Source organism: Streptomyces minutiscleroticus, assembly GCF_014650875.1.
Taxonomy (GTDB): Bacteria; Actinomycetota; Actinomycetes; order Streptomycetales; family Streptomycetaceae; genus Streptomyces; species Streptomyces minutiscleroticus.
Genome location: NZ_BMVU01000014.1, coordinates 79,404 through 106,247, shown reverse-complemented (window position 1 = coordinate 106,247; position 26,844 = coordinate 79,404). Strand labels below are relative to the sequence as shown.

Genomic DNA, 26,844 nt, shown 5'->3' with positions numbered 1-26,844 from the left:
ACTGTTGAGAAGTGCGCCTGCCGTGCCCAGCTGCGGTCGGGGCATCTCCTGCTCGGCAAAGAGCCGGGGGAAAGTTTTCAGACGTGGTCCGCCGAGGGTTCGTTCGGGCACCGGGCCGTGTGGCGTGGGCACCGCCGGCTGTGAGAGGGACGGGAATGGAACCGACCGAGAGCGCCGCCCCGGACTCCCGGCTGCGCCTGCGCCGGGCTCCGGGGACGTGGTGGAGCGGCGGCCGGACACGGCCGCCGAAGCGTCCGGGCGCCGGGACCGGACGGGGGCGCGGCACCGCGTCCCGGGTGCCGCCCGGCACCGCCCTGCAGGGGCACGAACAGGAGCGGAACACGCCGTTGCCGGTGCTGCCCGCGGTGGTCGCCGCCGCGGCCGCGCTCGTCCTCGGCGCCGGCTTCTACCGGGCGTTCGCCGGTCACCACGCGCTCTTCCCGTCCGGCACCGTCGGCTGGTCCCTGGCCGTGCTGACCGGCGTCATCGTCGGCCACCTGGTCGCGCTCGGCCGCGCCCGCTGGTGGGGCGCCACCGGCTCCGGCGGCGCCCTCACCCTCGCCGTCCTGCTGCTGTACGGCTGGGTGCCGGCCGGCATGGTCAGCCTCACCGTCGTCGTGCTCGTCGCCGCGGCCCGCCGCAACCGGTGGCGCCAGGCGACGCTGCACGGCGCCGCCGACATCCTCGGCACGGGCGCCGGCGCGCTGGTCCTCGCCGCGTTCGGCCGCGTCCCCAGCGTGGAGCGGCCCTGGAACCCCGAGAGCTGGACCCTCTACACGGCGCTCGAAGTGGTGCTCGTCGCGGCGGCCTACCTCGTGGTCCCGCGCGCCCTGCACTGGTACCTCAGCGCGCCGCGCCGGGGCGGCCTGCCGGCCGTCGCCCGCACCGCCCTGGTCCGGCATGGACTCGTGGCCGTCGCGCTGCTCGGCATCGCCCCCCTGATCTGCGTCGTCGCCACGACGGCGCCCATCCTGCTGCCGCTCTTCTCGATCCCGCTCATCGCGCTGGACTCCACCCTGCGGATCGCCCGCGCCCGCGCCGAGGAGCAGCTGCGCGACCCGCTCACCGGGCTCCCCAACCGCCAGTGGCTGCTGGACCGCACCTGGACGGCCCTGGACGACGCCGAGCGGATCGGGGCGCGGTCGGCCCTGATGCTGATCGACCTCGACCGCTTCCGCTCGGTGAACGACACGCTGGGGCACCTCGCCGGTGACCGGCTGCTGCTCCAGATAGCCGACCGGCTGCGGGTGGCGCTGCCGCGCGGGGCGGAGGCCGCGCGGCTGGGCGGGGACGAGTTCGCGGTGCTGCTGCCGATCGCGGACTCCACCACGTCGGCCATCCGGGTCGCGCGCAATCTCGTCGCGGCGCTCGGCTCGCCCCTCGACCTGGACGGGCTGACCCTGGTCCTGGAGGCCAGCGCGGGCGTCGCCGTCTACCCCGAGCACGCGCTCGACGCGGAGGGGCTGCTGCGGCGCGCGGACGTCGCGATGTACCAGGCGAAGCGGGACCGCACGGGCGTGGAGGTGTACGAGTCCAAGCGGGACTCCAACACCCCCGACCGGCTCGGCCTGCTGGGCGATCTGCGCCGGGCCCTGGACGCCGGCGAGGTGGAGCTGCACTACCAGCCCAAGGTCCGCTTCGACGGGCAGGTGGCGGGCCTGGAGGCGCTGGTGCGGTGGGTGCACCCCGAGCGCGGGAAGGTGCCGCCGGACGAGTTCATAGCGATCGCCGAGTCGTCCGGGCTGATGCCGCACCTCACCGAGTACGTGCTGGAGAAGGCGCTCGGGCAGGTCGCGCACTGGCGGGCGCAGGGGCTGCACGTGCCGGTCGCGGTGAACGTCTCGCCGCGCGACGTGCACACCCCCGGCTTCGCCGGGTCGGTGGCCGCGCGGCTCGCCCGGCACGGGGTCCCGGCGGGGGCGCTGCAGCTGGAGATAACCGAGCACGTGCTCCTCGAGGACCCGCAGCGCGCCGCGGACACCCTGGCCGGCCTGACCGGGCACGGCGTGAAGATGTCGCTCGACGACTTCGGCACCGGCTACTCGTCGCTGGTGCACCTGCGGCGGCTGCCGGTGAGCGAGCTGAAGATCGACCGGTCCTTCGTGGCACGGCTCGCCGTGGACACGGAGGACGCGGAGATCGTGCGGTGCACGGTGGACCTGGCGCACTCGCTGGGCCTCCTCGTCGTCGCCGAGGGCGTCGAGGACGACGAGACCTGGGAGCGGCTGCGCGACCTCGGCTGCGACGCGGTCCAGGGGTGGCTGGTCGCCGCCGCGATGCCGTCGGACGAGACGACGGCGTGGCTGCGCGCCCGCGGGTCCCGCGGCTGGCAGCGGCCCGCCGCCGCCCTCCCGGCGGCGACGGCGGACGAGCCGGGCCGCGTCATCAACTGACCCGGACCCGGCGGCCCGCCGGATCCGCGGCACGAGGGGTTCCGGACCGCCGGCCCGGACAGCCCGCCGGAGCCCGCCGGGCCCGGCACCGGGACACGGACCCGCCGGCCCGCCGGGCCCGGCGGCAGGCCCCCGACCCGCCGCCCGGCGCGGCACATCGGGACCTGCCGTTCCGGGCCCTGACGACCGGGCCGGGCGTCCGCCGCCTCGGCGTGGCGTGTCGGGGTCTGCCGTTCCCGCCCGTGACGACCGGGCCGGGTGTCCGCCGCCTCGGACAGGGGCCCGCCGGCCCGCCGGCTCCGGTGAAGGGCTCCGGGCCCGCCGCACCGGCCGAGGGCGGCCGCCCTCGGCCGGTGGACGCGGGCGGTGCGTCCCGTGGCCGTTGTCCCATGACAGGGGGCCGCCTCCGGGGGCGCCCCGCCCGTGGTGCCCCGTCCGAGGTCAGCCGCCTGCGCGGCCCGCGCGGTCGCCGCGTCCCGGCCCCGTCGCCCCCGGCGGCGGGGCGCCCCGTCCGTCGTGCCGGGAAACCCGGGCGCCAGCACTCGTACCGGCGCCATAGGATTGGGCGCAAACCACACACACTCACCCCCTGAAGGATCGCTGCATGCCTGGCATCACGCGCGAGGAGGTCGCCCACCTCGCCCGGCTGGCGCGTCTGGAGCTGAAGGGCGAAGAGCTCGACCACTTCGCCGGCCAGCTCGACGACATCATCGGCGCGGTGGCCCGCGTCAGCGAGGTCGCCGACCAAGACGTACCGCCGACCTCCCACCCGCTGCCGCTGACGAACGTCATGCGGCCGGACGAGGTCCGTCCGTCGCTCACCCCCGAGCAGGCGCTCTCCGGCGCCCCGGCACAGGAGCAGCAGCGTTTCAAGGTGCCGCAGATCCTGGGGGAGGAGTAAGCCGTGACGGACATCGTCAAGCTCACCGCGGCCGAGACCGCGGAGCGGATCGCCAAGGGCGAGCTCACCGCCGTCGAGGTCACCGAGGCGCACCTGGCCCGGATCGAGGCCGTCGACGAGAAGGTGCACGCCTTCCTGCACGTCGACCGCGAGGGCGCCCTCGCGCAGGCCCGCGCCGTCGACGACAAGCGGGCCCGGGGCGAGAAGCTCGGCCCGCTCGCCGGCGTGCCGCTCGCGCTGAAGGACATCTTCACCACCGAGGGCGTGCCGACCACCGTCGGCTCCAAGATCCTCGAAGGCTGGATCCCGCCGTACGACGCGACGCTCACCAAGCGGCTCAAGGCCGCCGACGTCGTCATCCTCGGCAAGACCAACATGGACGAGTTCGCCATGGGGTCCTCCACCGAGAACAGCGCCTACGGCCCGACCGGCAACCCCTGGGACCTCACGAAGATCCCCGGCGGCTCCGGCGGCGGCTCCAGCGCCGCCCTCGCCTCCTTCCAGGCGCCCCTCGCCATCGGCACCGACACCGGCGGCTCCATCCGCCAGCCCGCCGCCGTCACCGGCACGGTCGGCGTGAAGCCGACGTACGGCGCCGTCTCGCGGTACGGCATGGTCGCCTTCTCCAGCTCGCTGGACCAGGGCGGCCCCTGCGCCCGCACGGTCCTGGACGCGGCCCTGCTGCACGAGGTCATCGCCGGGCACGACCCGCTGGACTCGACGTCCATCGACGCGCCGGTCCCGCCGGTCGTCGAGGCGGCGCGCAACGGCTCGGTCCAGGGCATGCGCGTCGGCGTCGTCAAGCAGTTCCGCGGCGAGGGCTACCAGGCCGGCGTCCTGCAGCGCTTCGACGAGTCCGTCGAGCTGCTGAAGGAGCTGGGCGCCGAGGTCGTCGAGCTGGACTGCCCGTCCTTCGACCTGGCCCTGTCGGCGTACTACCTGATCGCGCCGTCGGAGTGCTCCTCCAACCTCGCCCGGTTCGACGGCCTGCGCTACGGCCTGCGCACCGGCGACGACGGCACGCGCTCCGCCGAGGAGGTCACCGCCCTCACCCGCGAGGCCGGCTTCGGCGACGAGGTCAAGCGCCGCATCATGCTCGGCACGTACGCGCTCAGCTCCGGCTACTACGAAGCGTACTACGGCTCGGCGCAGAAGGTCCGCACGCTCATCACGCGGGACTTCGAGAAGGCCTTCGAGCAGGTCGACGTCATCGTCTCGCCGACCACGCCGACCACCGCCTTCGCGATCGGCGAGCGCGCCGACGACCCGATGGCGATGTACCTCGCGGACCTGTGCACCATCCCCACCAACCTCGCCGGCAACGCCGCGATGTCCCTGCCCTGCGGCCTCGCGCCGGAGGACGGACTCCCGGTGGGCCTGCAGATCATCGCCCCGGCCATGCAGGACGACCGCCTCTACAAGGTCGGTGCCGCCGTCGAGGCCGCCTTCGTGGAACGCTGGGGTCACCCGCTCATCGAGGAGGCTCCGTCGCTGTGAGTTCCGTGGCCAACAAGGCGAAGAACTTCAAGAAGTCCAAGACCGGCCTGTACGTGTCGATGGCCAGCACGGCCTTCGGCGTGATCAGCGTCGCCAAGCAGGCCAGGCTGGCCCGCTCGGACGGCGACACGCTGCGCCTCGTCGACGCCGCCGTGTCCGCCGTCGGCATCGTCACCGGCCTGGCCATCCTCTACCGGGAGCTCAAGCGCCTGGGCGACGAAGACGTCCTGCTGGGCTGAGAGGGAAAGTTTCATCGTGACCGTCACTGACGACCTGGTGTCGTACGAGGACGCCCTCGCGTCCTACGACCCCGTCATGGGCCTGGAGGTCCATGTCGAGCTCGGCACCGCGACCAAGATGTTCTGCGGGTGCTCCACCGCCCTGGGCGCCGAGCCCAACTCGCAGACCTGCCCCACCTGCCTCGGCCTGCCCGGCGCGCTGCCGGTCGTGAACGCGACCGGCGTCGAGTCCGCGATCAAGATCGGTCTCGCGCTGCACTGCGAGATCGCCGAGTGGTGCCGCTTCGCCCGGAAGAACTACTTCTATCCGGACATGCCGAAGAACTTCCAGACCTCCCAGTACGACGAGCCGATCGCCTTCAACGGCTACCTGGACGTCCAGCTGGAGGACGGCGAGGTCTTCCGCGTGGAGATCGAGCGCGCCCACATGGAGGAGGACACCGGCAAGTCGACGCACGTCGGCGGCGCCACCGGCCGTATCCACGGCGCGTCCCACTCCCTGCTCGACTACAACCGCGCCGGCATCCCGCTCATCGAGATCGTCACCAAGCCGATCGTCGGCGCCGGCGAGCGCGCCCCCGAGGTGGCCCGCGCCTACGTCGCCGAGCTGCGTGAGCTGATCCGGGCGCTCGGCGTCTCCGAGGCCCGCATGGAGATGGGCCAGATGCGCTGCGACGTGAACCTCTCGCTGATGCCCAAGGGCGCCGAGAAGTTCGGCACGCGCTCGGAGACGAAGAACGTCAACTCGCTGCGGTCCGTGGAGCGCGCGGCCCGCTTCGAGATCCAGCGGCACGCCGCGGTGCTGTCCTCGGGCGGCACCATCGTCCAGGAGACCCGCCACTTCCACGAGGACACGGGGTCGACGACCTCGGGCCGCGTGAAGGAGGAGGCCGAGGACTACCGGTACTTCCCGGAGCCCGACCTCGTGCCGGTCGCGCCCTCGCGCGAGTGGGTCGAGGAGCTGCGCGCCTCTCTGCCAGAGCCGCCGCTGGCCCGCCGCAACCGCCTCCGCGAGGAGTGGGGCGTCACGGCGCACGACATGCAGTCGATCCTGAACGCCGGGGCCATCGACCCGATCGTCGCCACGATCGAGGCCGGTGCCCCCGCCGACCAGGCCCGCAAGTGGTGGATGGGCGAGCTGGCGCGCAACGCCAACGAGACCGGCCGCGCGCTGGACGAGCTGCCCATCACCCCGGCGCAGGTCGCCCGCGTCACCGAGCTCGTCGCCTCCGGCGACCTCAACGACAAGCTGGCCCGTCAGGTCATCGAGGGCGTCCTCGCGGGCGAGGGCACGCCCGACGAGGTGGTCGACAAGCGCGGCCTGAAGGTCGTCTCCGACGACTCCGCGCTCGGCGCCGCCGTCGACGAGGCCATCGCCGGCAACCCGGGCGTCGCGGACAAGATCCGCGGCGGCAAGGTGGCCGCGGCCGGCGCCCTGGTCGGCGCGGTCATGAAGGCCACCCGCGGCCAGGCCGACGCGGCCCGCGTCAAGGAGCTCATCCTGGAGAAGCTGGGCGTCGAGGGCTGAGACGGCCTTCGGTTCCCGTCCTCGAGGAGGAGGGGGACCCGGCCCGCCGTACGGCGTCGGGGGTGCATCGGTTCCGGTGCACCCCCTTCGGCATGTCTGCCGGCTTCGGTATGCCTGCCGGCGCCGGGCGGTGCGGCGGGGGTCACGGACGGGCCGTGCGACATGCGGCCCGTACCCGTGTGAGCAGGCCCACGAAAGCCACAAATGATCTATTTCTGCTGCGAGAGTGGCGGACATCGCTCATGTGTTCTTTGCGGGGCGTTCCCGATGAAGATCCACAAGACCCCCGGGGAGCACGTCCGTGGCCGCCCTCGCGCGCTGGTGCGTCAGGCACCGCCTCGTCACCGTCCTGCTCTGGCTGGGCGTCCTCGGCGGCACCGGTGCCGCGGCGGCCGTCGCCGGGGTGGCGTACACCGCCTCCTACGAGGCGAACGGCACCGAGTCCGACCGCGCCACCGCCCTGCTCGCCGAGGCATCCCCCGGCCGGGGAGGCGACAGCGCCACCGTCGTCTGGCACACCGAGCGGGGCACGGTCCGCGCCGCCGACGTCGAGCAGACGATGAACCGCACCCTGGACGAGATCGCCGGACTGCCCGGCGTGGCCGCGGTCGACAGCCCCTACGGGGAGCAGGCCGCCGGGCGGGTCAGCGACGACGGACGCACCGCGTACGCGGTCGTGACCTTCGACGACCCGGTCGGAGGCGTCGACGCGCGCGACGCGCGGGCGGTGGCCGACACCGCCGCGGCGGCCCGCGGCGACGGCCTCCGGGTGGAGCTGGGCGGCGGCGCCGTCGCGCTCACCCAGACCTCCGGCGGGCACACCGCCGAGATCGTCGGCGTGCTCGTCTCCGCCGTCGTGCTGTTCCTCGCCTTCGGCTCGCTCGTCGCCGCGCTGCTGCCCATCGCGACGGCCCTGGTCGGCGTCGGCACCGCGTACGCCGGGACCGTGCTGCTCGGCCACGCCATGACCGTCGCCGACTTCGCCCCGATGCTCGGCATGCTGATCGGGCTCGGCGTCGGCATCGACTACGCCCTGTTCGTCGTCACCCGGCACCGGCGCGGCCTGAAGAGCGGCCTGACCGTCGCCGAGGCGGCGCGGAACGCGGTCGCCACCACCGGCCGGGCCGTCGTGTTCGCGGGCGTCACCGTGTGCGTCTCGCTCCTGGGGATGCTGATACTGCGCCTGGGCTTCCTCGACGGCGTCGCGGTCGCCGCGTCCCTGACCGTGCTGCTCACCGTCGCCGCCTCCGTGACCCTGCTGCCCGCGCTGCTGTCCTGGGCCGGTCCGCGGGCGCTCAGCCGCCGCGAGCGCCGCCGACTCGCCGAGCACGGCCCCGAACCGGAGCTGCCCACCGGCTTCGCCGCCCGCTGGGCCGCCGTCGTCGAGCGCCGCCCCAAGCTCCTCGGCGCCGTCGCCGTCGCCGTCATGGTGCTGCTCGCCCTGCCCGCCCTCTCGCTGCGCCTGGGCACCTCCGACCAGGGCAACGACCCCGGGTCCACCACCACCCGGCAGGCCTACGACCTGCTCGCGGAGAACTTCGGGCCCGGCGTCAACGGACCGCTCCTCCTCGTCACCCGGGTCGGCGACGCCCAGGACCGGGTCGCGCTCGACGCCCTCGGCGACACCCTGCGGAGCACCGAGGGCGTCGCCGCCGTGACGCCGGTGGAGTACGGCCCCGCCGGCCGCACCGCACACCTCACCGTCGTGCCCGGCTCCTCGCCCCAGTCCGAGCGGACCAGCGCCCTCGTCGACCGGCTGCGGACCGAGGTGCTGCCGCGCGCGGAGGCCGGCACCACCCTCGACCTGCAGGTCGGCGGGGTCACCGCCGGACACGACGACTTCGCCGCCGTCATCGTCGGCGAGCTGCCCCTCTTCGTGGGCGTCGTGATCGGCCTGGGCTGCGTCCTGCTCCTGCTGGCGTTCCGGTCGGTGGGCATCCCGGTCAAGGCCGCGGTGATGAACGTCGCCGCGGTCGCCGCCGCGTTCGGCGTGGTCGTCGTGCTCTTCCAGTGGGGCTGGGGCAGCGGGCCCCTGGGCCTCGGCCGCGCGGGCCCGATCGAGCCCTTTCTGCCCGTGATCATGGTCTCGGTGCTTTTCGGGCTCTCCATGGACTACCAGGTCTTCCTGGTCAGCCGGATGTACGAGGAGTGGCTGGAGACCGGCGACAACCGGCGCGCCGTCCGCGTCGGCCTCGCCGAGACCAGCCGCGTGATCAACTCCGCCGCCGTCATCATGATCTCGGTGTTCCTGGCCTTCGTGCTCAGCGGCGACCGGGTCGTCGCGATGTTCGGCACGGCGCTGGCCGCCGCGGTCGCCCTCGACGCCTTCGTCCTGCGCACCCTCCTCGTCCCCGCCCTCATGCACCTGCTGGGCGGCGCCAGCTGGTGGCTGCCGCGGTGGCTCGACCGCCGCCTGCCGCGCATCAGCATCGAGCCGCCCGGGCACCGCCCCGCGCACGCGACGATCCCCGGAGCGCGCGGGGACGCGCCCGCGGACGCGCTCGTGGGGGAGCGGCAGGAGGACGCGCGCGGCATCTGCGGGTGACGCCGGGAGATTCGCGCGTCCGCACGGGAGAGCCGCCCTTACCGGGGCGTACGGCACGACATGGAAGTATGGTCGGTGCTCGCACCGGAACGGCGGGCCGCACGTACGCGCGCGATCCCCCGGACCCGGTGGCGGACGACGGCGTCCGGCGGCAGCGGCCGCGGGGCGGCGGGCGTTAAGGGACCTCTCAGACTCCGTCCGTACGGTGCGGACCATGGGAACCAAGACAGACGACGAGGCCGGTGCCGACACCGGCACCGAGGCGAAGAGCGACGAGGAAACCGTGGAACCTAGCAAGTCCGAGGAGCCGGCCGGCACCGGAGCCGGCACCCAGCCCGAGGCCGAGGCGCAGGACGCGGCCGTGACCGGGGCCGCGGCCCCCGAGGCCGTGGCGCAGGACGGCGACGAGCACGCCGAGGAGACCGCGGGGGCCGCGAAGACGCCCGGGGCCGGTCAGGGCGCGGGCGCCGTCGTCTCCGCCGGGCTGGGCGTCGTCTCCCTCACCGGCAGCTGGGTCGGGACCGTGGCCGCCGCCCGCGAGACCCTGATCGGCCAGCTGGAGACCTCGTCGTCGGCGAGCGTCGCCAAGCAGGTCCAGGAGGTCTACGGCGACGCCTGGCAGGCCACCGCCCTCGTCGGCGGCCTGTTCGCCCTCGCCGCGCTGATCGTCGGCGTGTTCGTGCTGGCCCGGCCCGCGTTCGGGGTCCCCGGCGCGCCGCAGCCGACCTGGATCAAGTCGGTCGCCTGGGCGGGCGTCGTGCTCGGCGTCGTGGGCCTGCTGCTCTCGGTCCTCAAGTACACCGACGTCCTGCTCGGCCTGCCCTCCACCGGCTGAGGCACCGTGCACGGAAGAGGCCCCGGGCGGATCCGCCCGGGGCCTCTTCCGTACGGGCCGCCGTACGCTGGAGGGAACTCCGGGCCGAGGGAGGCGCCGTGTTCAACATGTTCGAGGAGCTGTTCGCACCGGGACGCAAGCACACGAACGACGAGCGCAGGCGCCTGGAGCTGACCCGCGTGGACCTGAACGACGGCGACCCCGGCCGGGGCCCGATAGACCTGTCCTCGGGCAAGGTCGTCGTACGCCTCCCGGTACAGCCGGGACCCGCGCCCGAGGACGCGCCCGCGGACCCGCGACCGGGGACGGAGGGGAACGGCCCCCTGCCGGAGGCCGACACGGCGGCCCCCCGGCCGGGGGCCGAAGGAACCGGCCCCGGCCGGAAGCCGACTCCGTAGGCCCGGAGGCCGGCCCACAGGCCCTAGTGCCGTGACCGGAAGGGTTCACCGGCTCACGACGCCCGGCACGGCACTCCCCCTGGCTCTTCGAGCAGGGGACCCCCACGCCGCGTTGTCGGAGCCACCCGGGTGCGTCCGGTACGAGGGTGGTCCTCCGCCTTGCGATGCACCGCACCGGACGCCGCGAGCCCACGGCGGACCTTTCCGGTCACGGCGCTAGCCGACCTTCAGTTCCAGGATCCGGTCGTCCCCGGCGCCCGGCTCGCCGCGGCCGTCCGTCTCGCTCGTGACCAGCCACAGCCTGTCGCCGCCCGCGGCGGCCACCGTGCGCAGCCGCCCGTACCTCCCCTCCAGGAACGCCTGCGGGTCCGCCGACGCCTTCGTGCCGTCCAGCGGGATCCGCCACAGCCGCTCGCCGCGCAGGCCCGCCATCCAGAGCGAGCCCTCCGCGTACGCGAGGCCGCTGGGGGAGGCCTCGGACGTGCGCCACTGGGCCAGCGGCCGGTGGAACTGCGAGCCGCCCTCCTTGCCCTCGGCCTCCGGCCAGCCGTAGTTGTCGCCGGGCTTGACGTGGTTCAGCTCGTCCCAGGTGTCCTGGCCGAACTCCGAGGCGAACAGCCGCTGCTCGCCGTCCCAGGCCAGCCCCTGCACGTTGCGGTGCCCGTAGGAGTACACGGGGGAGTCGGCGAAGGGGTTGCCCGGGGCGGGCTCGCCGTCCGGGGTGAGCCGCAGGATCTTGCCGCCCAGGGAGTCCTTGTCCTGGGCCAGCCCCCGGTCGCCGCTCTCGCCCGTGCCCGCGTACAGCATCCCGTCCGGGCCGAACGCGATCCGCCCGCCGTTGTGGATCACGCCCTTGGGGATGCCCTTGAAGACCGTGTCGGGCGCGCCGAGCTGCTCGCCCGAGGGCTTCTTCTCGTCGTACGCCATGCGCGCGACGCGGTTGTCGGACGCGGTGGTGAAGTACGCGTACACCATGCGGTCGGTGGCGTACGAGGGGGAGAGCGCGATGCCCAGGAGGCCGCCCTCGCCGGAGGCGGAGACGCCCGGCACCGAGCCCACCTCGGTCTTCTTGCCGCTGTCGCCGTCGACCCGGGTGATCGTGCCCTCGTCGCGCGAGGACACCAGCAGGTCGCCGTCGGGCAGCGGGGCCAGGCCCCAGGGGCTCTTCAGGCCCTCGGTGACGGTCCGTACGACCTTCACGGAGCCCTTGGCCGGCGGAGGTGTCGCGGTGGCCTTCCCCGACGCGGACGCCCTGGTCCCCCCGCCGGTCGCGGACGGTTCACCGGCGGCGCTCGCCCCGCCCCCGTCGCCGGTGGAGCAGCCCGCCGTCAGCAGGAGGGCGGCCGCGGCCAGCACGGCCGTCACAGCTCGACGTTGCACGATCAGGATCCCTTCGACGCGGCGGCTTCTGTCCGTTCATACACCGCAGCCGCTCTCCGGGTTCCCGGTCCGCGGTCTTCGACGCGTGCCGCGCCCGGTCCGGGAGGGGCCGCCCGGGGCCGTCCGCTCAGTCCCAGGAGCCCAGGGCCGGGGGCAGCGCGGCCACCTCCGCGAGGTCCTGCGGGGTCAGCCGCAGCCGTGCCGCCCCGGCGTTCTCCGCCACCCAGCGCTCCTGCTTCGCGCCCGGCACCGGGACGACGTGCGGGTCCTGCGCGAGGACCCACGCCAGCGCCACCTGGGCCGCCGTGACCCCCTCGCCGTGCCGGTGCGCGACCCGGCGCAGACCGGCCACGATCGGCTGGTTGGCGGCCATCATCTCGGCGGTGAACCGGGGGTGCCGGGCGCGCGGGTCGTCGGGCTCGAAGCCCTCGCCGGGCCGCAGCGTCCCGGTCAGGAACCCGTTGCCGAGCGGCATCGCGGCCAGGAACCCCACCCCGCGCGCCCGGCACCACGGCAGCAGCGCCTCCAGCGCCTCCGGCGACCACACCGACAGCTCCGCCTGCACCGCGCTCACGGGGAAGACCTGCTGCACCCGCTCCAGCTGACGGATCGTCGCGTCGTACTGCCGCCCTCCGGCACGCCGCCCGGCGCGCACGCCCACCGCGCACAGCCCCAGCGACCGCACCTTCCCGGCCGTGACCAGCTCCGCCATCGCGCCCCAGGTCTCCTCCACGGGCACCTCGGGGTCCGCGCGGTGCAGCTGGTACAGGTCTATGACGTCGGTCTGCAGCCGCCGCAGGGAGGCGTCGCAGGCCCGCTTCACGTACCCGGGGCGGCCGTTGGCCACGATGTGCTGCTCGCCCACCAGCAGCCCGCACTTGGTGGACACGAAGGCGTCGGCGCGACGCTCCCGCAGCACCCGCCCTATGAGCAGCTCGTTGGTGAACGGCCCGTACATGTCCGCGGTGTCCAGGAGCGACACGCCCCGGTCGAGCGCGGCGTGCACGGCCCGCAGCGACTCGGCCCCCCGCTGCCGCGAGGTCGAGTACGCCCAGCTCATCGGCATGCACCCGAGTCCGACCGCCCCCACCTCGAGCGCCGCCGCGCCGATCGTCCTGCGCTCCACCTGGCCGTACCCTCCCTCTCCTGGCACCCCAAACTAACCTCTGCGCCGCGGGGCACCTGACCTAGCCTCCTGACCATGACTTCCGACGTGTGGCTCCCGTTCGACCCGAAGGACCCCGACACCCTCGCCGGCCTCCCCGAAGGCTTCGGCTACCGCTTCTGGGACGGCGGTCCGGACTTCCCCGCCGACCCCGCCGACTGCGTCTTCTACGTGGTGCCGTACATGAGGCCGGGGGAGACGGTGCTGCGTCCGCTGCCCGCGATGACGTCCGTGCGGGTGGTGCAGACGCTGACCGCGGGCGTCGACCACATGCAGCCCGGTCTGCGGCACCTGCCCCCGGGCGTGCGGCTGTGCAACGCGCGCGGTGTGCACGAGGCGAGCACCGCCGAACTCGCGCTGGCGCTGATCCTCGCCTCGCTGCGCGGGATACCGGACTTCGTCCGAGGCCAGGACCGCGGCGAGTGGCGGTCCGGATTCCGTCCGGCGCTCGCCGACCGGACCGTCCTGATCGTCGGTTACGGGTCCATCGGCAGCGCCGTCGAGGACCGGCTCACGCCCTTCGAGGTCGCGCGGGTCACTCGCGTCGCACGCTCCGCCCGCGAGTCGGAGCGCGGTCCCGTGCACCCGCTCACCGCCCTGCCGGAGCTGCTGCCCGAGGCCGACGTGGTGGTGCTGACCACGCCCCTCACGGAGGAGACGAGGGGCCTGGCCGGCGCGGACTTCCTGGCCCGCATGAAGGACGGCGCGCTGCTGGTCAACGTCGCCCGCGGCCCGGTCGTCGACACCAAGGCCCTGCTCGCCGAGGCGGAGACCGGCCGCATCACCGCGGCGCTCGACGTCACCGACCCCGAGCCGCTGCCCCGCGAGCACCCGCTGTGGCGGGCGCCGGGTGTGCTCATCAGCCCGCACGTCGGCGGCCCCACCTCCGCGTTCCTGCCGCGCGCCCGGCGGCTCCTGGGCGCGCAGCTGAACCGTTTCGCGCGCGGGGAGCCGCTGGCCAACGTGGTTCTCACGACCGGCGCGTAGTCCGCTTCGGACACGGTCCGCGGCGCCCCGGCCGCGGACCGTGCGCGCATGGCCGCGGCCCGTCACGCAGCGTAGAGAAGCTATGTCCCTGAGTGACGAGACTGGTGTATCGTCCCGACAGGGGCAGCGCCGCGCACCGTTCGGCGCCGGGGACGGACCATGAGACTGCGAGGGGGGCGACGGACGATGCACGGCCTATGGACGAACGATCCGACGCGACGGGCCCGCCGGAGGCGGCCCTGGTGCGGGCCTACGCGCAGACGCGGACACACCCAGCACCACCGGCGCAGGCACGGCGCCCGCAGGAGGCAGACGCCCCCGGGCCCCCGGCCTCGCCCGCACGGGGAGGCGCCCCGCCCGGCGCACCGCGGCCGGCGGGACGCGGAGACACCCCGGACCCGGGAGGCGCGGTGAGCACACCGACGTCCTCCACCACGGTCCTCGACGGCGGCCTGCGGGAGCGCCGTCCGTCCGGGACGGCGCCGGCCCGCGGCGCGCTCCCCACCGGCCCGCCGAACCTGCGCGTGCAGCTCGTCCTGGCCCTGGTCTGCGGCGGATACGCCGTCGGGGCCGCCGTCGGCTGGGGGTCGCCCCGCCTGGCACTGGTCATGGGCGACTTCGGACTGAGCGCCGCGGCCGCCACGGCCGCGGTCTCCTGCTTCCTGTACGCGCGCGGCCGCGGCGGCCGGTTCCGCCCCGCGTGGCTGCTCTTCGCGCTCTCCTCCGCGATGGCCTCCCTCGGCAACTTCGTCTGGGGCTGGTACGAGGTCGTGCTCGGCCGCCCCGTGCCGACGCCGAGCTACGCGGACCTGTTCTTCCTGTGCTTCGCCCCGCCGGCCATCGTCGGCCTGCTGGTGCTGGCGAAGCGGCCGGTGACGAAGGCCGGCTGGACGTGCCTCGGCCTGGACGCCTGGCTGATCGGCGGCTCGCTGCTCACGATCTCCTGGAGCCTCGCGCTGGCCCGGACCGCCCGGCCGGCCGCGTCGAGCGTCGCGCACACCGCGCTGTCCCTCGCCTATCCGCTGCTGGACATCGCGCTGGTGAGCATGGTGCTCGCCCTGCACTTCAAACGGTCCTCGGTGCACCGCTCCGCCGTCAACACGGCGATCGCGGCCCTCGCCCTGACGGTGATGTGCGACGCGCTGTTCACCTCACCGCTGCTGCACGACGAATACAGTTCGGGGCAGTTGCTGGACGCCGGCTGGTTCGCCGGATCCCTGCTCCTCGCCTACGCCCCCTGGGTGGGGCGACGACACCGACGGCCGGACGAGGAGGGGCGTGCGCGCGTGGTCCACGGTCACCCGCCCAGGCTCCGCCGGGAACACCAGGCGCACGTGCCTGCCGAGCATCCGCAGGAGGGAGGCCTCGGCCGGTATCCGGCCGACCTGCCCCTCACCGGCTCGCTCGCCGCGCTCACGCCCTACCTGGCCGCCGCCGTGTGCACGCTGGGCATCCTCTGCAACGTCCTGAACGGCCACCGCGTCGACCGCGTGGTGCTCATCACCGGCGGCACGGTCGTCCTGGCGCTCGTCGTGCGCCAGGGCATCATGCTCCTGGACAACATCACGCTCACCCGGGAACTGGCCGAGAAGGAGAACCACTTCCGGTCCCTGGTGCAGGGCTCCAGCGACGTCATCATGATCGCCGCGCCCAACGGCATCCTGAGGTACGTCAGCCCGGCCGCCGCCGGGGTGTACGGCCGGCCCGCCGAGGAGCTGATCGGCTCCGAGCTCGCCTCGCTGATCCATCCCGAGGACCTCGGCTCCGTGGTCCACGAGGTGCGGCGGTTCCTGGCCGCGAGCCAGACCGAGGAGGCCACGACCCGCATCGAGTGCCGCTTCCGCTCCGGCGACGGCGGCTGGCTGAACGTGGAGTCGACCGTCAACCGCCACCACGGCGGCCTGATCCTCAACAGCCGCGACGTGACCGAACGGGTGCGCCTGCAGGCCCAGTTGCAGCACAACGCCGAGCACGACCCGCTCACCGACCTGCCCAACCGCGCCCTGTTCACCCAGCGCGTCGGGCAGGCGCTCTCCGGCCGCCGCTCCTCCGACCACGGCACGGCCGTGCTCTTCATCGACCTGGACGGCTTCAAGGCCGTCAACGACACCATCGGGCACCAGGCCGGCGACGAGCTGCTCGTCCAGGCCGCCCGCAGGCTGCAGGACGCCGTGCGTCACGGGGACACCGCCTCCCGGCTGGGCGGCGACGAGTTCGCCGCCCTGATCGTCGGGGACGGCACCCGCGACCGCGCCGCGCGCGAGGGCCACATCCTCGAACTGGCCGACCGGCTGCGCATCACGCTCTCCCAGCCCTACACCATCGACGGCAACGATGTCCGGGTGGCCGCGTCCATCGGGGTCGCCTTCGCCGAGCCGGGCCTGGGCGCGGGCGAGCTCCTGCGCAACGCCGACCTGGCCATGTACCGCGCCAAAGCCGCGGGCAAGGGCCGCGTCGAACTGTACGCCCCGCAGATGCAGCAGGACGTCGTCCGCAAGGCGGAACTGGCCACCCGGCTGCGGGCGGCGCTGCACGAGGGCGAGTTCGCCTTACTGCACCAGCCCGTGGTGGCCCTGGACAGCGGGAAGGTCACGGGGGTCGCCGCGCAGGCCCGCTGGCGCTCCACCCAGGGGGCGCTGTTCACGCCCGCCGAGTTCCTGCGCGCCGGGGAGGACGGCGACCGCACCGCCGAACTGGGCCGCTGGATGCTGCAGGAGGCGGTGGCCCAGGCCGCCGAGCGGGCCGCCGCCGGCATCGCCGTCCCCGTGGCCGTCCGGCTGGGTGCCCGCCGCCTCCTGGACCGCTCGCTGCCGCTGGGCTCCATCGAGGCCCTGCTGACCCGGCACGGCCTGCCCTCCGGCGCCCTCGTCATCGAACTGGCCGAAACCGACGCCCAGGTCTCCCTCGACGAGCTGGAGCGCCGGCTCAACGCGCTGCGCCGCCTGGGCGTCCGTATCGCCCTGGACGGCTTCGGCAGCGGGTACGCGGCGATCACCGCGCTGCGCCGGCTCCCCGTCGACATCCTGAAGCTGGACCGCGGTCTGGTCGAGGGCGTCGTCGAGTCCGCCCGGCTGCACAAGATCACCAGCGGGCTGCTGCGCATCGCCATCGACCTGGGGCTGCAGTCCGTGGCCGACGGGGTCGACCTGCCCGAGCAGGTCGTCGCCCTGCGCGCGATGGGCTGCACGCACGGCCAGGGCATGGCGTTCTCCGGACCGCTGGACGAGTACCGGCTGCGCCGGGCGCTGGCGTCCGGCCGCTACCCGGTGCCCCACGGAGGCGGGGAACCGGTGTTCGCGGGCGGTCTCGGCGGCGGGGTGTACGCCACGGGGAGTACGGCCGCGTACACCGTCGGAGGGGCTCCGTCCGGGTACGGGACCGGCACGGCACTGCGCTCACATGATGAGACTCCCGTCCCACCCACTTGACAGTCGGTGCGTGCCGGGGGGAGGGTCTGTGCCATGCGCACCCGAATTCTCGTACTTGGACAGCGCGTCGGCTGAGCTGGGACCCACCGGACCGATGAACCGGAACCCCCAGCGACCACACCCGGCGCGCTCCCCTCGCTTGCCTCCCGGCACGAGGGGTTTTTTGTTGCACCAGCACCAGCCGAAGACCGTACGAACCTCGCAAAAACCCTCAGCATCGAGAAGAGAATGCCGATGACCGAGCAGGCCACCGGGGCCCACCATCCGCAGCCGCGGCCCCGTTCCGGAGGACAGTCCGCGCCCGAGCACGTCACGGGAGCGCAGTCCCTCATCCGTTCTCTCGAGGAGGTCGGGGCCGACACGGTATTCGGGATCCCCGGGGGCACCATCCTGCCGGCGTACGACCCGATGATGGACTCCCGGCGGGTGCGTCATGTGCTGGTCCGCCACGAGCAGGGCGCCGGCCACGCGGCCACCGGTTACGCGCAGGCCACCGGCAAGGTCGGCGTGTGCATGGCGACGTCGGGGCCGGGCGCGACCAACCTGGTGACACCGATCGCGGACGCGAACATGGACTCCGTGCCGCTGGTCGCGATCACCGGTCAGGTCGTCTCCCAGTCGATCGGCACCGACGCCTTCCAGGAGGCCGACATCGTCGGCATCACCATGCCGATCACCAAGCACAGCTTCCTGGTCACCAAGGCGGAGGACATCCCCAAGGTGATCGCGCAGGCGTTCCACATCGCCTCCACCGGCCGCCCGGGCCCGGTCCTGGTCGACATCCCCAAGGACATCCTCCAGGCGAAGACCGTCTTCCAGTGGCCGCCGGTCACCGACCTGCCCGGCTACCGCCCGGTGACCAAGCCGCACGCCAAGCAGATCCGCGAGGCCGCCAAGCTGATCACGCAGGCCAGGCGGCCCGTCCTCTACGTCGGCGGCGGCGTCCTGAAGGCGAAGGCCACCGCCGAGCTGAAGGTGCTCGCCGAACTGACCGGGGCGCCCGTCACCACCACCCTGATGGCGCTCGGCGCGTTCCCCGACAGCCACCCGCTGCACGTGGGCATGCCGGGCATGCACGGTTCGGTCACCGCCGTCACCGCGCTGCAGAAGGCCGACCTGATCGTCGCCCTCGGCGCCCGCTTCGACGACCGCGTCACCGGCAGGCTGGACAGCTTCGCCCCGCACGCCAAGGTCGTCCACGCCGACATCGACCCGGCGGAGATCGGCAAGAACCGCACCGCCGACGTGCCGATCGTCGGCGACGCCCGCGAAGTCATCGCCGACCTGGTCCTGGCCGTCCAGAAGGAGCACGCCGACGGCCACGTGGGCGACTACGGCGCCTGGTGGAAGGACCTCAGCCGCTGGCGCGAGACCTACCCGCTCGGCTACGACCAGCCGCAGGACGGCTCCCTCTCCCCGCAGCAGGTCATCGAGCGCATCGGGCAGCTCGCCCCGGAGGGCACGGTCTTCACGGCGGGCGTCGGCCAGCACCAGATGTGGGCCGCGCACTTCATCGCGTACGACAAGCCCGCGACCTGGCTCAACTCCGGCGGCGCCGGGACGATGGGCTACGCGGTCCCGGCCGCGATGGGCGCCAAGGCCGGCGTGCCCGACCGGACCGTCTGGGCGATCGACGGCGACGGCTGCTTCCAGATGACCAATCAGGAGCTCACCACCTGCGCCCTGAACAACATCCCGATCAAGGTCGCCGTCATCAACAACGGCGCCCTCGGGATGGTCCGCCAGTGGCAGACGCTGTTCTACAACCAGCGCTACTCCAACACCGTGCTGCACTCCGGCCCGAACGACGTCAACCCGGACGCCCGCGGCACCCGCGTCCCCGACTTCGTGAAGCTGGCGGAGGCCATGGGCTGCCACGCGATCCGCTGCGAGGATCCGGCCGACCTCGACAAGGTCATCGAGGAGGCGAACTCGATCAACGACCGCCCGGTCGTCGTGGACTTCATCGTCCACCAGGACGCGATGGTGTGGCCGATGGTCGCCGCCGGCACCTCCAACGACGAGATCATGGCCGCCCGGGACGTCCGCCCCGACTTCGGCGACAACGAAGACGACTGAGCGAGGAAGAGCCACCACCCATGTCCAAGCACACGCTCTCCGTCCTGGTGGAGAACACGCCGGGCATCCTCGCCCGGATCGCCGCCCTGTTCTCGCGCCGCGGCTTCAACATCGACTCGCTCGCGGTCGGCGTCACCGAGCACCCCGACATCTCCCGCATCACCATCGTGGTGAACGTCGAGGACCTCCCGCTCGAACAGGTCACGAAGCAGCTCAACAAGCTGGTCAACGTCCTGAAGATCGTCGAGCTGGAGCCGGGCTCCGCCGTCCAGCGCGAGCTCGTCCTGGTCAAGGTGCGCGCCGACAACGACACGCGCTCCCAGATCGTCGAGATCGTCCAGCTGTTCCGCGCCAAGACCGTGGACGTCTCCCCGGACGCCGTGACCATCGAGGCCACCGGCGGCAGCGACAAGCTGGAGGCGATGCTGAAGATGCTGGAGCCCTTCGGCATCAAGGAGCTCGTCCAGTCGGGCACCATCGCCATCGGCCGCGGCGGCCGTTCGATCACCGACCGCTCGCTGCGCGCGCTCGACCGGTCCGCGTAGGCCCCCGGGGCGGTCCGGCCGACGGCGGCCGTCGACCACGGCGCACGCCGGACCGTCCTCTCCCCGGAGCCGCACTCCGCGCGCATCCCGCGCACCCGGCCCTGCGCGGACCCGACGCGTCCCCGGCCACCCCGCACGCCGCGCCGACCCCGCGCGTCCACGACCGGAAACGCGCGGTCCGAACCCCCGGTCCGCCCGTATTCCGAGACCCCGAGACCTTCCTTCCCCCGCCCGCCGTACGGTGGGTCGCAACACCGAGTACACCTAGGAGAGACCCAGTGGCCGAGCTGTTCTACGACGACGACGCCGACCTGTCCATCATCCAGGGCCGCAAGGTCGCGGTCATCGGCTACGGCAGCCAGGGCCACGCCCACGCGCTGTCGCTGCGTGACTCGGGTGTCGACGTCCGCGTCGGTCTGCACGAGGGCTCCAAGTCCAAGGCCAAGGCCGAGGAGCAGGGCCTGCGCGTGGTGAGCCCCTCGGAGGCCGCCGCCGAGGCCGACGTCATCATGATCCTGGTCCCGGACCCGATCCAGGCGAAGGTGTACGAGGAGCACATCGCGTCGAACCTGAACGACGGCGACGCCCTGTTCTTCGGGCACGGCCTGAACATCCGCTTCGACTTCATCAAGCCCCCGGCCGGCGTCGACGTCTGCATGGTCGCCCCCAAGGGCCCGGGCCACCTGGTGCGCCGCCAGTACGAGGAGGGCCGCGGCGTGCCGTGCATCGCGGCCGTCGAGCAGGACGCGACGGGCAACGCCTTCGCGCTCGCGCTGTCGTACGCCAAGGGCATCGGCGGCACTCGCGCCGGCGTCATCAAGACGACCTTCACCGAGGAGACCGAGACCGACCTGTTCGGCGAGCAGGTCGTGCTCTGCGGTGGCACGTCGGCCCTGGTCAAGGCCGGTTTCGAGACGCTGGTCGAGGCCGGTTACCAGCCGGAGATCGCCTACTTCGAGTGCCTGCACGAGCTGAAGCTCATCGTCGACCTCATGTACGAGGGCGGTCTGGAGAAGATGCGCTGGTCGATCTCCGAGACCGCCGAGTGGGGCGACTACGTCACCGGCCCGCGCATCATCACCGACGCCACCAAGGCCGAGATGAAGAAGGTCCTCGCCGAGATCCAGGACGGCACGTTCGCCCGCACCTGGATGGACGAGTACCACGGCGGTCTGAAGAAGTACAACGAGTACAAGCAGCAGGACGCCGACCACCTGCTGGAGACCACCGGCAAGGAGCTGCGCAAGCTCATGAGCTGGGTCGACGAGGAGGCGTAAGCCCACCGCCCGCGCGGCGGAGCCCCTTGAAGGGGCTCCGCCGCGCGGGTCCGCCCGGACCCGCCCGGCCGGCCGCCGAAGGGACGCGGCCGCCGCCGCCGCGGACGCGGACCACATCCGGGTGATCCTTCCGCGGAGGGAGCGAGCCGGCCTCCGGAGCGCCACTACACTGCTGCACTACATACGCGTCAGGCCCACAGCGTCGTGCGTCTTCCACGCGGCTAGCCAACCTCCACCGCCTGCGGCCGTCGGGACGGCCGTCCGCATTGGACTTGTGAGGACTCACGTGAGCTCGAAACCTGTCGTACTCATCGCTGAAGAGCTGTCGCCCGCGACCGTCGACGCCCTGGGCCCGGACTTCGAGATCCGGCACTGCAACGGCGCGGACCGAGCCGAGCTGCTCCCCGCCATCGCCGACGTCGACGCCATCCTGATCCGCTCCGCCACCAAGGTGGACGCCGAGGCCGTCGCCGCCGCCCGGAAGCTGAAGGTCGTCGCCCGCGCCGGCGTCGGCCTGGACAACGTCGACGTCTCCGCCGCCACCAAGGCGGGCGTGATGGTCGTCAACGCCCCCACCTCGAACATCGTGACCGCGGCCGAACTGGCCTGCGGCCTGATCCTGGCCACCGCGCGCAACATCCCGCAGGCGAACGCCGCGCTGAAGAACGGCGAGTGGAAGCGCTCCAAGTACACCGGCGTGGAGCTGGCGGAGAAGACCCTCGGCGTGGTCGGCCTCGGCCGCATCGGCGCGCTCGTCGCGCAGCGCATGTCGGCCTTCGGCATGAAGGTCGTCGCCTACGACCCCTACGTCCAGCCCGCCCGGGCCGCGCAGATGGGCGTGAAGGTCCTCTCCCTGGACGAGCTCCTCGAGGTCTCCGACTTCATCACCGTCCACCTGCCGAAGACCCCCGAGACGCTGGGGCTCATCGGCGACGAGGCGCTGCACAAGGTCAAGCCGAACGTCCGCATCGTCAACGCCGCGCGCGGCGGGATCGTCGACGAGGAGGCGCTGTACTCGGCGCTCAAGGAGGGCCGCGTCGCCGGCGCCGGCCTCGACGTGTACGCCAAGGAGCCCTGCACGGACTCCCCGCTGTTCCAGTTCGACCAGGTCGTGTGCACCCCGCACCTCGGCGCCTCCACGGACGAGGCCCAGGAGAAGGCGGGCATCGCGGTCGCGAAGTCGGTGCGTCTGGCGCTCGCCGGCGAGCTGGTCCCGGACGCGGTGAACGTCCAGGGCGGCGTCATCGCCGAGGACGTCAAGCCCGGCCTGCCGCTCGCCGAGCGCCTCGGCCGGATCTTCACCGCGCTCGCCGGCGAGGTCGCGGTCCGCCTCGACGTCGAGGTGTACGGCGAGATCACCCAGCACGACGTGAAGGTGCTGGAGCTGTCCGCGCTCAAGGGCGTGTTCGAGGACGTCGTCGAGGAGACCGTCTCCTACGTCAACGCCCCGCTGTTCGCGCAGGAGCGCGGCGTCGAGGTCCGGCTGACCACCAGCTCCGAGTCGCCCGAGCACCGCAACGTGGTGACCGTGCGCGGCACGCTCGCCAGCGGCGAGGAGGTGTCGGTCTCCGGCACGCTGGCCGGCCCCAAGCACCACCAGAAGGTCGTCGCCGTCGGCGACTACGACGTGGACCTGGCGCTCACCGACCACATGGTCGTGCTGAAGTACACCGACCGCCCGGGCGTCGTCGGCACGGTGGGCCGCATCCTCGGCGAGGCCGGCATCAACATCGCCGGCATGCAGGTCGCGCGCCTCGACGTGGGCGGCGAGGCGCTGGCGGTGCTGACCGTCGACGACACCGTCCCGCAGGCGGTGCTCACGGAGCTGGCGGAGGAGATCGGCGCGACCTCGGCCCGCGCGGTCGACCTCGCCGACTGACCGGACAGGCCCGTTCCACGGCCGGGGCCCGGCACCGCGCGCGGTGCCGGGCCCCGGCCGTGTCGTGCGTCCGGCCGTGTCGCGGCCTCAGCCGTTCGGCAGGATGACCGCCCGCCCGTTGATCTTCCCCTCGTGCAGCAGCTCGTAGGCGCGCGGCGCCTCGTCGAGGGAGAAGGTCTCGGTGTGCACGTCCAGCACCCCGGTCCGGGCCAGCTCGATGACCTCGAACAGCTCGCTGCGGCTGCCCCAGTACGACGAGTTGACGGAGACCTCGTACGCGGGCTGCCCGAAGCCGATGGGCATGGTGCCGCCGGCGATGCCGATCAGGGCCAGGTCGCTCTCGACCGCGGCGCAGGCGGCGGCGGTGGCGAGGGTGCTGTCCGCGCCGACGAAGTCGAACACCGCCTGGGCGCCGAGACCGCCGGTGATCTCCCGGACCCTGCCGGCGGCCTTCTCGTCGGACAGGACGGTCTCGTGCGCGCCGACCTCGCGGGCCAGGGCGAGCTTCTCCTCGCTGACGTCCAGCGCGACGACCCGGGCGGAGGTCATGGCGCGCAGCAGCTGGATGCCGACGTGGCCGAGGCCGCCGGTGCCGATGACGACGGCGGTGCTGCCCGCGCCGAGCCGCGGCAGGGAGCGCTTGATCGCGTGGTACGGGGTGAGGCCGGCGTCGGTCAGCGGGACGGTCCTGACCGGGTCGAGGTCGCCGATCGGCACCAGGTGGCGCGGGTCGTCGACCAGCAGGTACTCGGCGATGGCACCGGGGCGGCCGAGACCGGGCGGGTTGATGTCCAGCTCGGCGGCGCGCAGGCAGTAGTTCTCCTTGCCCTGGGCGCACTTGACGCAGGTGCCGCAGCCCCACGGGCCGTAGACGGCGACGGAGGTGCCGGTCTCCAGGCCGGTCACGCCCTCGCCGACGGCCTCGACGGTGCCGACGCCCTCGTGGCCGAGGGTCAGCGGCAGCTCGTAGGGGAAGTTCTCCTCCGGCCAGCTCATCACGGCGATGTCCGAGTGGCACACGCCGGCGGCGGTCACCTTCAGCAGCACCTGGCCCGGGCCGGGCTCGGGGTCAGGAACGGTCACGACCTCGGGAGCGGCGCCGATGGCCCGGTACTGGACGGCTTTCATCTCGTTCTCCTTCGTGCAGACACGTACAGATTCCCACCGCACGGATTCCGTCGCATCCGCCGGGAAGGGCGGACGCGGCGGGCGGTGCGGAAAGCCGTCGCCGTCGCCGGGCGGGCGTCGCCGTGCTGAACGGGCACGTGTCCGAAGGGCGGGGAGGCGGTCGGCGCCAGGGCCTTCTCGACGCTGTCCGAGCGGTTCCGCCGGGATCCCGCGGGCGCGGTGCGCTCCGCGCCCGATGCGGCCGGACTCCGCCCGGCCGCATTCCGGGCGCCGCCCGCGCACCGCTCCGTCGACATGATTGAAGGTTATATCTTTTTCTGTCCCATGGGGACAGTTGTCCCCATGGGACGTGTGTCCGCCGGAGGCGTGCGTGTCCGGGGCCGGCGTCCCGGACGGTCAGGACAGGCGGCTCCTGCGCAGGGCCGCGACCGCCAGGACCGCCGCGCCCGCCATCGCCACCGCCCCGGCGACGGCCGCCGCCCGCATCCCGTCGGTGAAGGCGACCCGGGCCGCGTCCGCCAGCGCCCCGCCCGCGCGGCCGGGCAGTTCACGGGCGACGGCCAGTGCCCCGCCCAGCGTCTCGTGCGCGGGCGCCGGGGCCGCGTCCGGGACGCCGGCGCGGTACACCGCCACCCCGACGGCTCCGAGCAGCGCCATGCCCAGCGCGCCCCCGAACTCCGCGCCGGTCTCCAGCAGCGACGACGCCGACCCCGCCCGCTCCTCCGGGGCGGCGCCCAGCGCGAGGTCGGTCACCTGCGAGACGACCGTGACGGCCCCCGAGGCGAGGACGCCCGCTCCGGCGAGCGCCGCCCACAGGCTGTCCGTGCCGACCGTGGCCAGCAGCCCGAAGCCGCAGGCGACGACGGCGAAGCCGGTCGCCACGACGTACGCCCGGTCGGCTCCCCGCCGCACGGCCCAGGTCGCCGCCGGCGCCGCGCAGCCGATGAAGACGGAGGGCACCAGCGCCCACAGCGCCGCCTCCAGCGCGCTCTTGCCGAGCACGGACTGCAGGTACTGCGTGGTGAAGTACGCCGATCCCATGATCGCGAACGAGGCGAGCAGGTTCAGGGCGACGGCGGGCGCGAAGCCGCGGGCGCGGAACAGCGCGGGGGAGATCATCGGCGCCCCGGCGGTGCGCTGGCGCCGCACGAAGAGCACGGCGAAGAGCAGGCCGACGGCGATCGCGGCGACGTACTGCGCGCGCGGGCCGTTCGACGGGATCTCCTTCAGGCCGTAGACCACCGGCAGGACGGCGGCCAGCGACAGCGGCACGCTCAGCAGGTCGAACCGGCCGGCCCCGGGGTTCCTCGCCTCGGGCAGCAGGAAGGGGCCGAGCACCAGCAGCAGCACCATCGCGGGCAGGTTGACCAGGAACACCGAGCCCCACCAGAAGAACTCCACGAGCACGCCGCTCAGCACCGATCCCAGCGCCACGCCCGCGGTCATCACGCCGGACCACAGCGCGATCGCCTTCGCGCGCTGGCCGGGGTCGGTGAAGAGGGTGCGCACGAGCGCCATGGTGGTCGGCATCAGGGTCGCCCCCGCGACGCCGAGCACCGCGCGGGCCGCGATCAGCATCTCCGCGCTGTTCGCGTACGCGGCCGCGAGGGAGGCCGCGCCGAAGGCGGCGGCGCCGATCAGCAGTAACCGGCGGCGGCCGACGCGGTCGCCGAGCGAGCCCATCGTCATCAGCAGCCCGGCGAGCACGAACGCGTAGACGTCGAAGATCCACAACTGCTGCGTGCCGGTGGGGGCCAGGTCCGCGCTGATCGCCGGGACGGCGAAGTACAGGACCGAGACGTCCATCGACACCAGCAGCAGCGGCAGCATCAGCACGCCGAGCGCGGTCCATTCGCGGCGTCCGGCGCGCCGGGCGGGTGCGGCGGAGCCGGCGGGTGCGGTGGGGCGGCGGGTGTTCCGCGGAGTCGTCATGGCAGGGACTGTAAGAGCGTCTTAAACGCTTGTCTAGTACATATGTATAAGACGAGCGTATGGGACGCTCGTCTGAAGCGGCTGTAGGGTGCCCGCATGGGACACCGTGAAGACCTGCTCGAAGGGGCCAAGCGCTGCCTGCTGGCCAAGGGGTTCGTGCGGACGACGGCACGCGACGTCGTCAAGGAGTCGGGGACGAACCTGGCGTCCATCGGTTACCACTACGGCTCGAAGGACGCGCTGCTGGCGGAGGCGTACGTCGACCTCATCTCCGGCCAGGGCGACCGGTTCGACGTCCCGGCGGCGGGCCCGGAGGCGGGGGAGCCGGGGTCGCTGGAGCGCTTCCTCGCGGTCTGGCAGAACGTCGTCGACTCCTTCGCCGAGGCGCGCCCGGTCTGGCTGCTCACCTTCGAGGTGGTCACCAACGCGGACCGGCTGCCCACGGTCCGCGAGCACCTGGTCAAGGCCCTGGACCAGGGGCGGCGGGGCCTGATCCCCATGCTCGCGGGCGGCCTGGAGGAGGACGTCGACGACGAGACGGCGCGCACCCTCGGCGGCTTCTACCAGACGCTGCTCAACGGCCTGACCATGCAGTGGCTCTTCGACCCCGACTCGGCGACGGACGCGGAGCAGCTCACCGAGGGGCTGCGCCGGGTGATCGAGGCGGCGCGCCCGACGGACCGGCCCGCGCCGCCGGCCGGCTGAGCG

The 26,844-nt window shown here is 73.4% G+C and carries 19 protein-coding genes and 1 pseudogene; 16 read left to right on the top strand and 4 right to left on the bottom strand.

The window, feature by feature from the left end; translation table 11 throughout:
- Positions 1-155: 155 nt before the first annotated feature.
- The 9 genes and pseudogenes from IE271_RS16610 (at position 156) to IE271_RS16575 (ending at position 10,336) form a co-directional block, all read left to right on the top strand.
- Entirely contained in the window at positions 156-2,393 is a 2,238-nt protein-coding gene (locus IE271_RS16610; RefSeq protein WP_190191085.1) for a putative bifunctional diguanylate cyclase/phosphodiesterase, read from the top strand.
- A 604-nt stretch (positions 2,394-2,997) separates the two neighbouring features.
- Positions 2,998-3,294, top strand: a complete 297-nt coding sequence (gatC, locus tag IE271_RS16605) for an Asp-tRNA(Asn)/Glu-tRNA(Gln) amidotransferase subunit GatC (RefSeq protein WP_190191084.1) — start codon at positions 2,998-3,000, stop codon at positions 3,292-3,294.
- A gap of 3 nt (positions 3,295-3,297) precedes the next feature.
- Positions 3,298-4,791, top strand: a complete 1,494-nt coding sequence (gene gatA / locus IE271_RS16600; protein ID WP_190191083.1) for an Asp-tRNA(Asn)/Glu-tRNA(Gln) amidotransferase subunit GatA — start codon at positions 3,298-3,300, stop codon at positions 4,789-4,791.
- Positions 4,788-5,030: a hypothetical protein gene (locus IE271_RS16595; protein ID WP_190191082.1), complete on the top strand. Its 243-nt coding sequence runs from the start codon at positions 4,788-4,790 to the stop codon at positions 5,028-5,030. Before gatA ends, IE271_RS16595 begins: the two co-directional genes overlap by 4 nt.
- A gap of 13 nt (positions 5,031-5,043) precedes the next feature.
- Positions 5,044-6,558, top strand: coding sequence for an Asp-tRNA(Asn)/Glu-tRNA(Gln) amidotransferase subunit GatB (gene gatB / locus IE271_RS16590; RefSeq protein WP_190191130.1), 1,515 nt, complete (start codon positions 5,044-5,046; stop codon positions 6,556-6,558).
- Between the two features lie 301 nt (positions 6,559-6,859).
- Positions 6,860-9,103 (top strand): MMPL family transporter, encoded by a 2,244-nt coding sequence (locus tag IE271_RS16585; RefSeq protein WP_190191081.1) that lies wholly within the window; start codon positions 6,860-6,862, stop codon positions 9,101-9,103.
- A gap of 24 nt (positions 9,104-9,127) precedes the next feature.
- Positions 9,128-9,217: pseudogene (locus tag IE271_RS42040) on the top strand (GNAT family N-acetyltransferase); the annotation flags it as partial.
- Between the two features lie 100 nt (positions 9,218-9,317).
- Complete coding sequence (locus tag IE271_RS16580) at positions 9,318-9,938, top strand: hypothetical protein (protein ID WP_190191080.1); 621 nt, start codon at positions 9,318-9,320, stop codon at positions 9,936-9,938.
- Positions 9,939-10,036: 98 nt separating this feature from the next.
- Entirely contained in the window at positions 10,037-10,336 is a 300-nt protein-coding gene (locus IE271_RS16575) for a DUF6191 domain-containing protein (RefSeq protein ID WP_190191133.1), read from the top strand.
- Positions 10,337-10,552: 216 nt separating this feature from the next.
- On the opposite strand, the gene IE271_RS16570 is transcribed toward IE271_RS16575, so the two are convergent.
- Both IE271_RS16570 and IE271_RS16565 read right to left on the bottom strand, forming a co-directional pair.
- Positions 10,553-11,722, bottom strand: coding sequence for a PQQ-dependent sugar dehydrogenase (locus IE271_RS16570; protein WP_190191129.1), 1,170 nt, complete (start codon positions 11,720-11,722; stop codon positions 10,553-10,555).
- A gap of 121 nt (positions 11,723-11,843) precedes the next feature.
- A complete protein-coding gene (locus tag IE271_RS16565) occupies positions 11,844-12,842 on the bottom strand; it encodes an aldo/keto reductase (RefSeq protein WP_190191128.1) in 999 nt (332 codons plus the stop codon).
- A 75-nt stretch (positions 12,843-12,917) separates the two neighbouring features.
- Here IE271_RS16565 and IE271_RS16560 point away from each other — a divergent pair, with 75 nt between their 5' ends.
- The 6 genes from IE271_RS16560 to serA all read left to right on the top strand — a co-directional run bounded on the left by IE271_RS16560 (position 12,918) and on the right by serA (position 23,076).
- Entirely contained in the window at positions 12,918-13,868 is a 951-nt protein-coding gene (locus tag IE271_RS16560) for a 2-hydroxyacid dehydrogenase (protein WP_190191079.1), read from the top strand.
- A gap of 410 nt (positions 13,869-14,278) precedes the next feature.
- A complete protein-coding gene (locus tag IE271_RS16555) occupies positions 14,279-17,296 on the top strand; it encodes a putative bifunctional diguanylate cyclase/phosphodiesterase (protein ID WP_190191078.1) in 3,018 nt (1,005 codons plus the stop codon).
- A 234-nt stretch (positions 17,297-17,530) separates the two neighbouring features.
- Positions 17,531-19,375 (top strand): acetolactate synthase large subunit, encoded by a 1,845-nt coding sequence (locus IE271_RS16550; RefSeq protein WP_190191077.1) that lies wholly within the window; start codon positions 17,531-17,533, stop codon positions 19,373-19,375.
- Between the two features lie 20 nt (positions 19,376-19,395).
- Positions 19,396-19,920 carry an acetolactate synthase small subunit gene (ilvN, locus tag IE271_RS16545; RefSeq protein WP_190191076.1) on the top strand — a complete coding sequence of 175 codons (525 nt, stop codon included), beginning with the start codon at positions 19,396-19,398 and terminating at the stop codon, positions 19,918-19,920.
- A gap of 278 nt (positions 19,921-20,198) precedes the next feature.
- On the top strand, positions 20,199-21,197 hold the full coding sequence (gene ilvC, locus IE271_RS16540; RefSeq protein WP_190191075.1) for a ketol-acid reductoisomerase: 999 nt from the start codon (positions 20,199-20,201) through the stop codon (positions 21,195-21,197).
- 286 nt (positions 21,198-21,483) lie between these two features.
- Positions 21,484-23,076 (top strand): phosphoglycerate dehydrogenase, encoded by a 1,593-nt coding sequence (gene serA, locus IE271_RS16535; protein WP_190191074.1) that lies wholly within the window; start codon positions 21,484-21,486, stop codon positions 23,074-23,076.
- Positions 23,077-23,163: 87 nt separating this feature from the next.
- On the opposite strand, the gene IE271_RS16530 is transcribed toward serA, so the two are convergent.
- A complete protein-coding gene (locus tag IE271_RS16530; protein WP_190191073.1) occupies positions 23,164-24,204 on the bottom strand; it encodes an NAD(P)-dependent alcohol dehydrogenase in 1,041 nt (346 codons plus the stop codon).
- A 396-nt stretch (positions 24,205-24,600) separates the two neighbouring features.
- Positions 24,601-26,136 (bottom strand): MFS transporter, encoded by a 1,536-nt coding sequence (locus IE271_RS16525; protein ID WP_190191072.1) that lies wholly within the window; start codon positions 26,134-26,136, stop codon positions 24,601-24,603.
- 96 nt (positions 26,137-26,232) lie between these two features.
- On the opposite strand from IE271_RS16525, the gene IE271_RS16520 reads away from it, so the two are divergent.
- The gene (locus IE271_RS16520) at positions 26,233-26,841 is read left to right on the top strand and encodes a TetR/AcrR family transcriptional regulator (RefSeq protein WP_190191071.1); all 609 of its coding nucleotides are present in this window, start codon (positions 26,233-26,235) and stop codon (positions 26,839-26,841) included.
- Positions 26,842-26,844 lie beyond the last annotated feature (3 nt).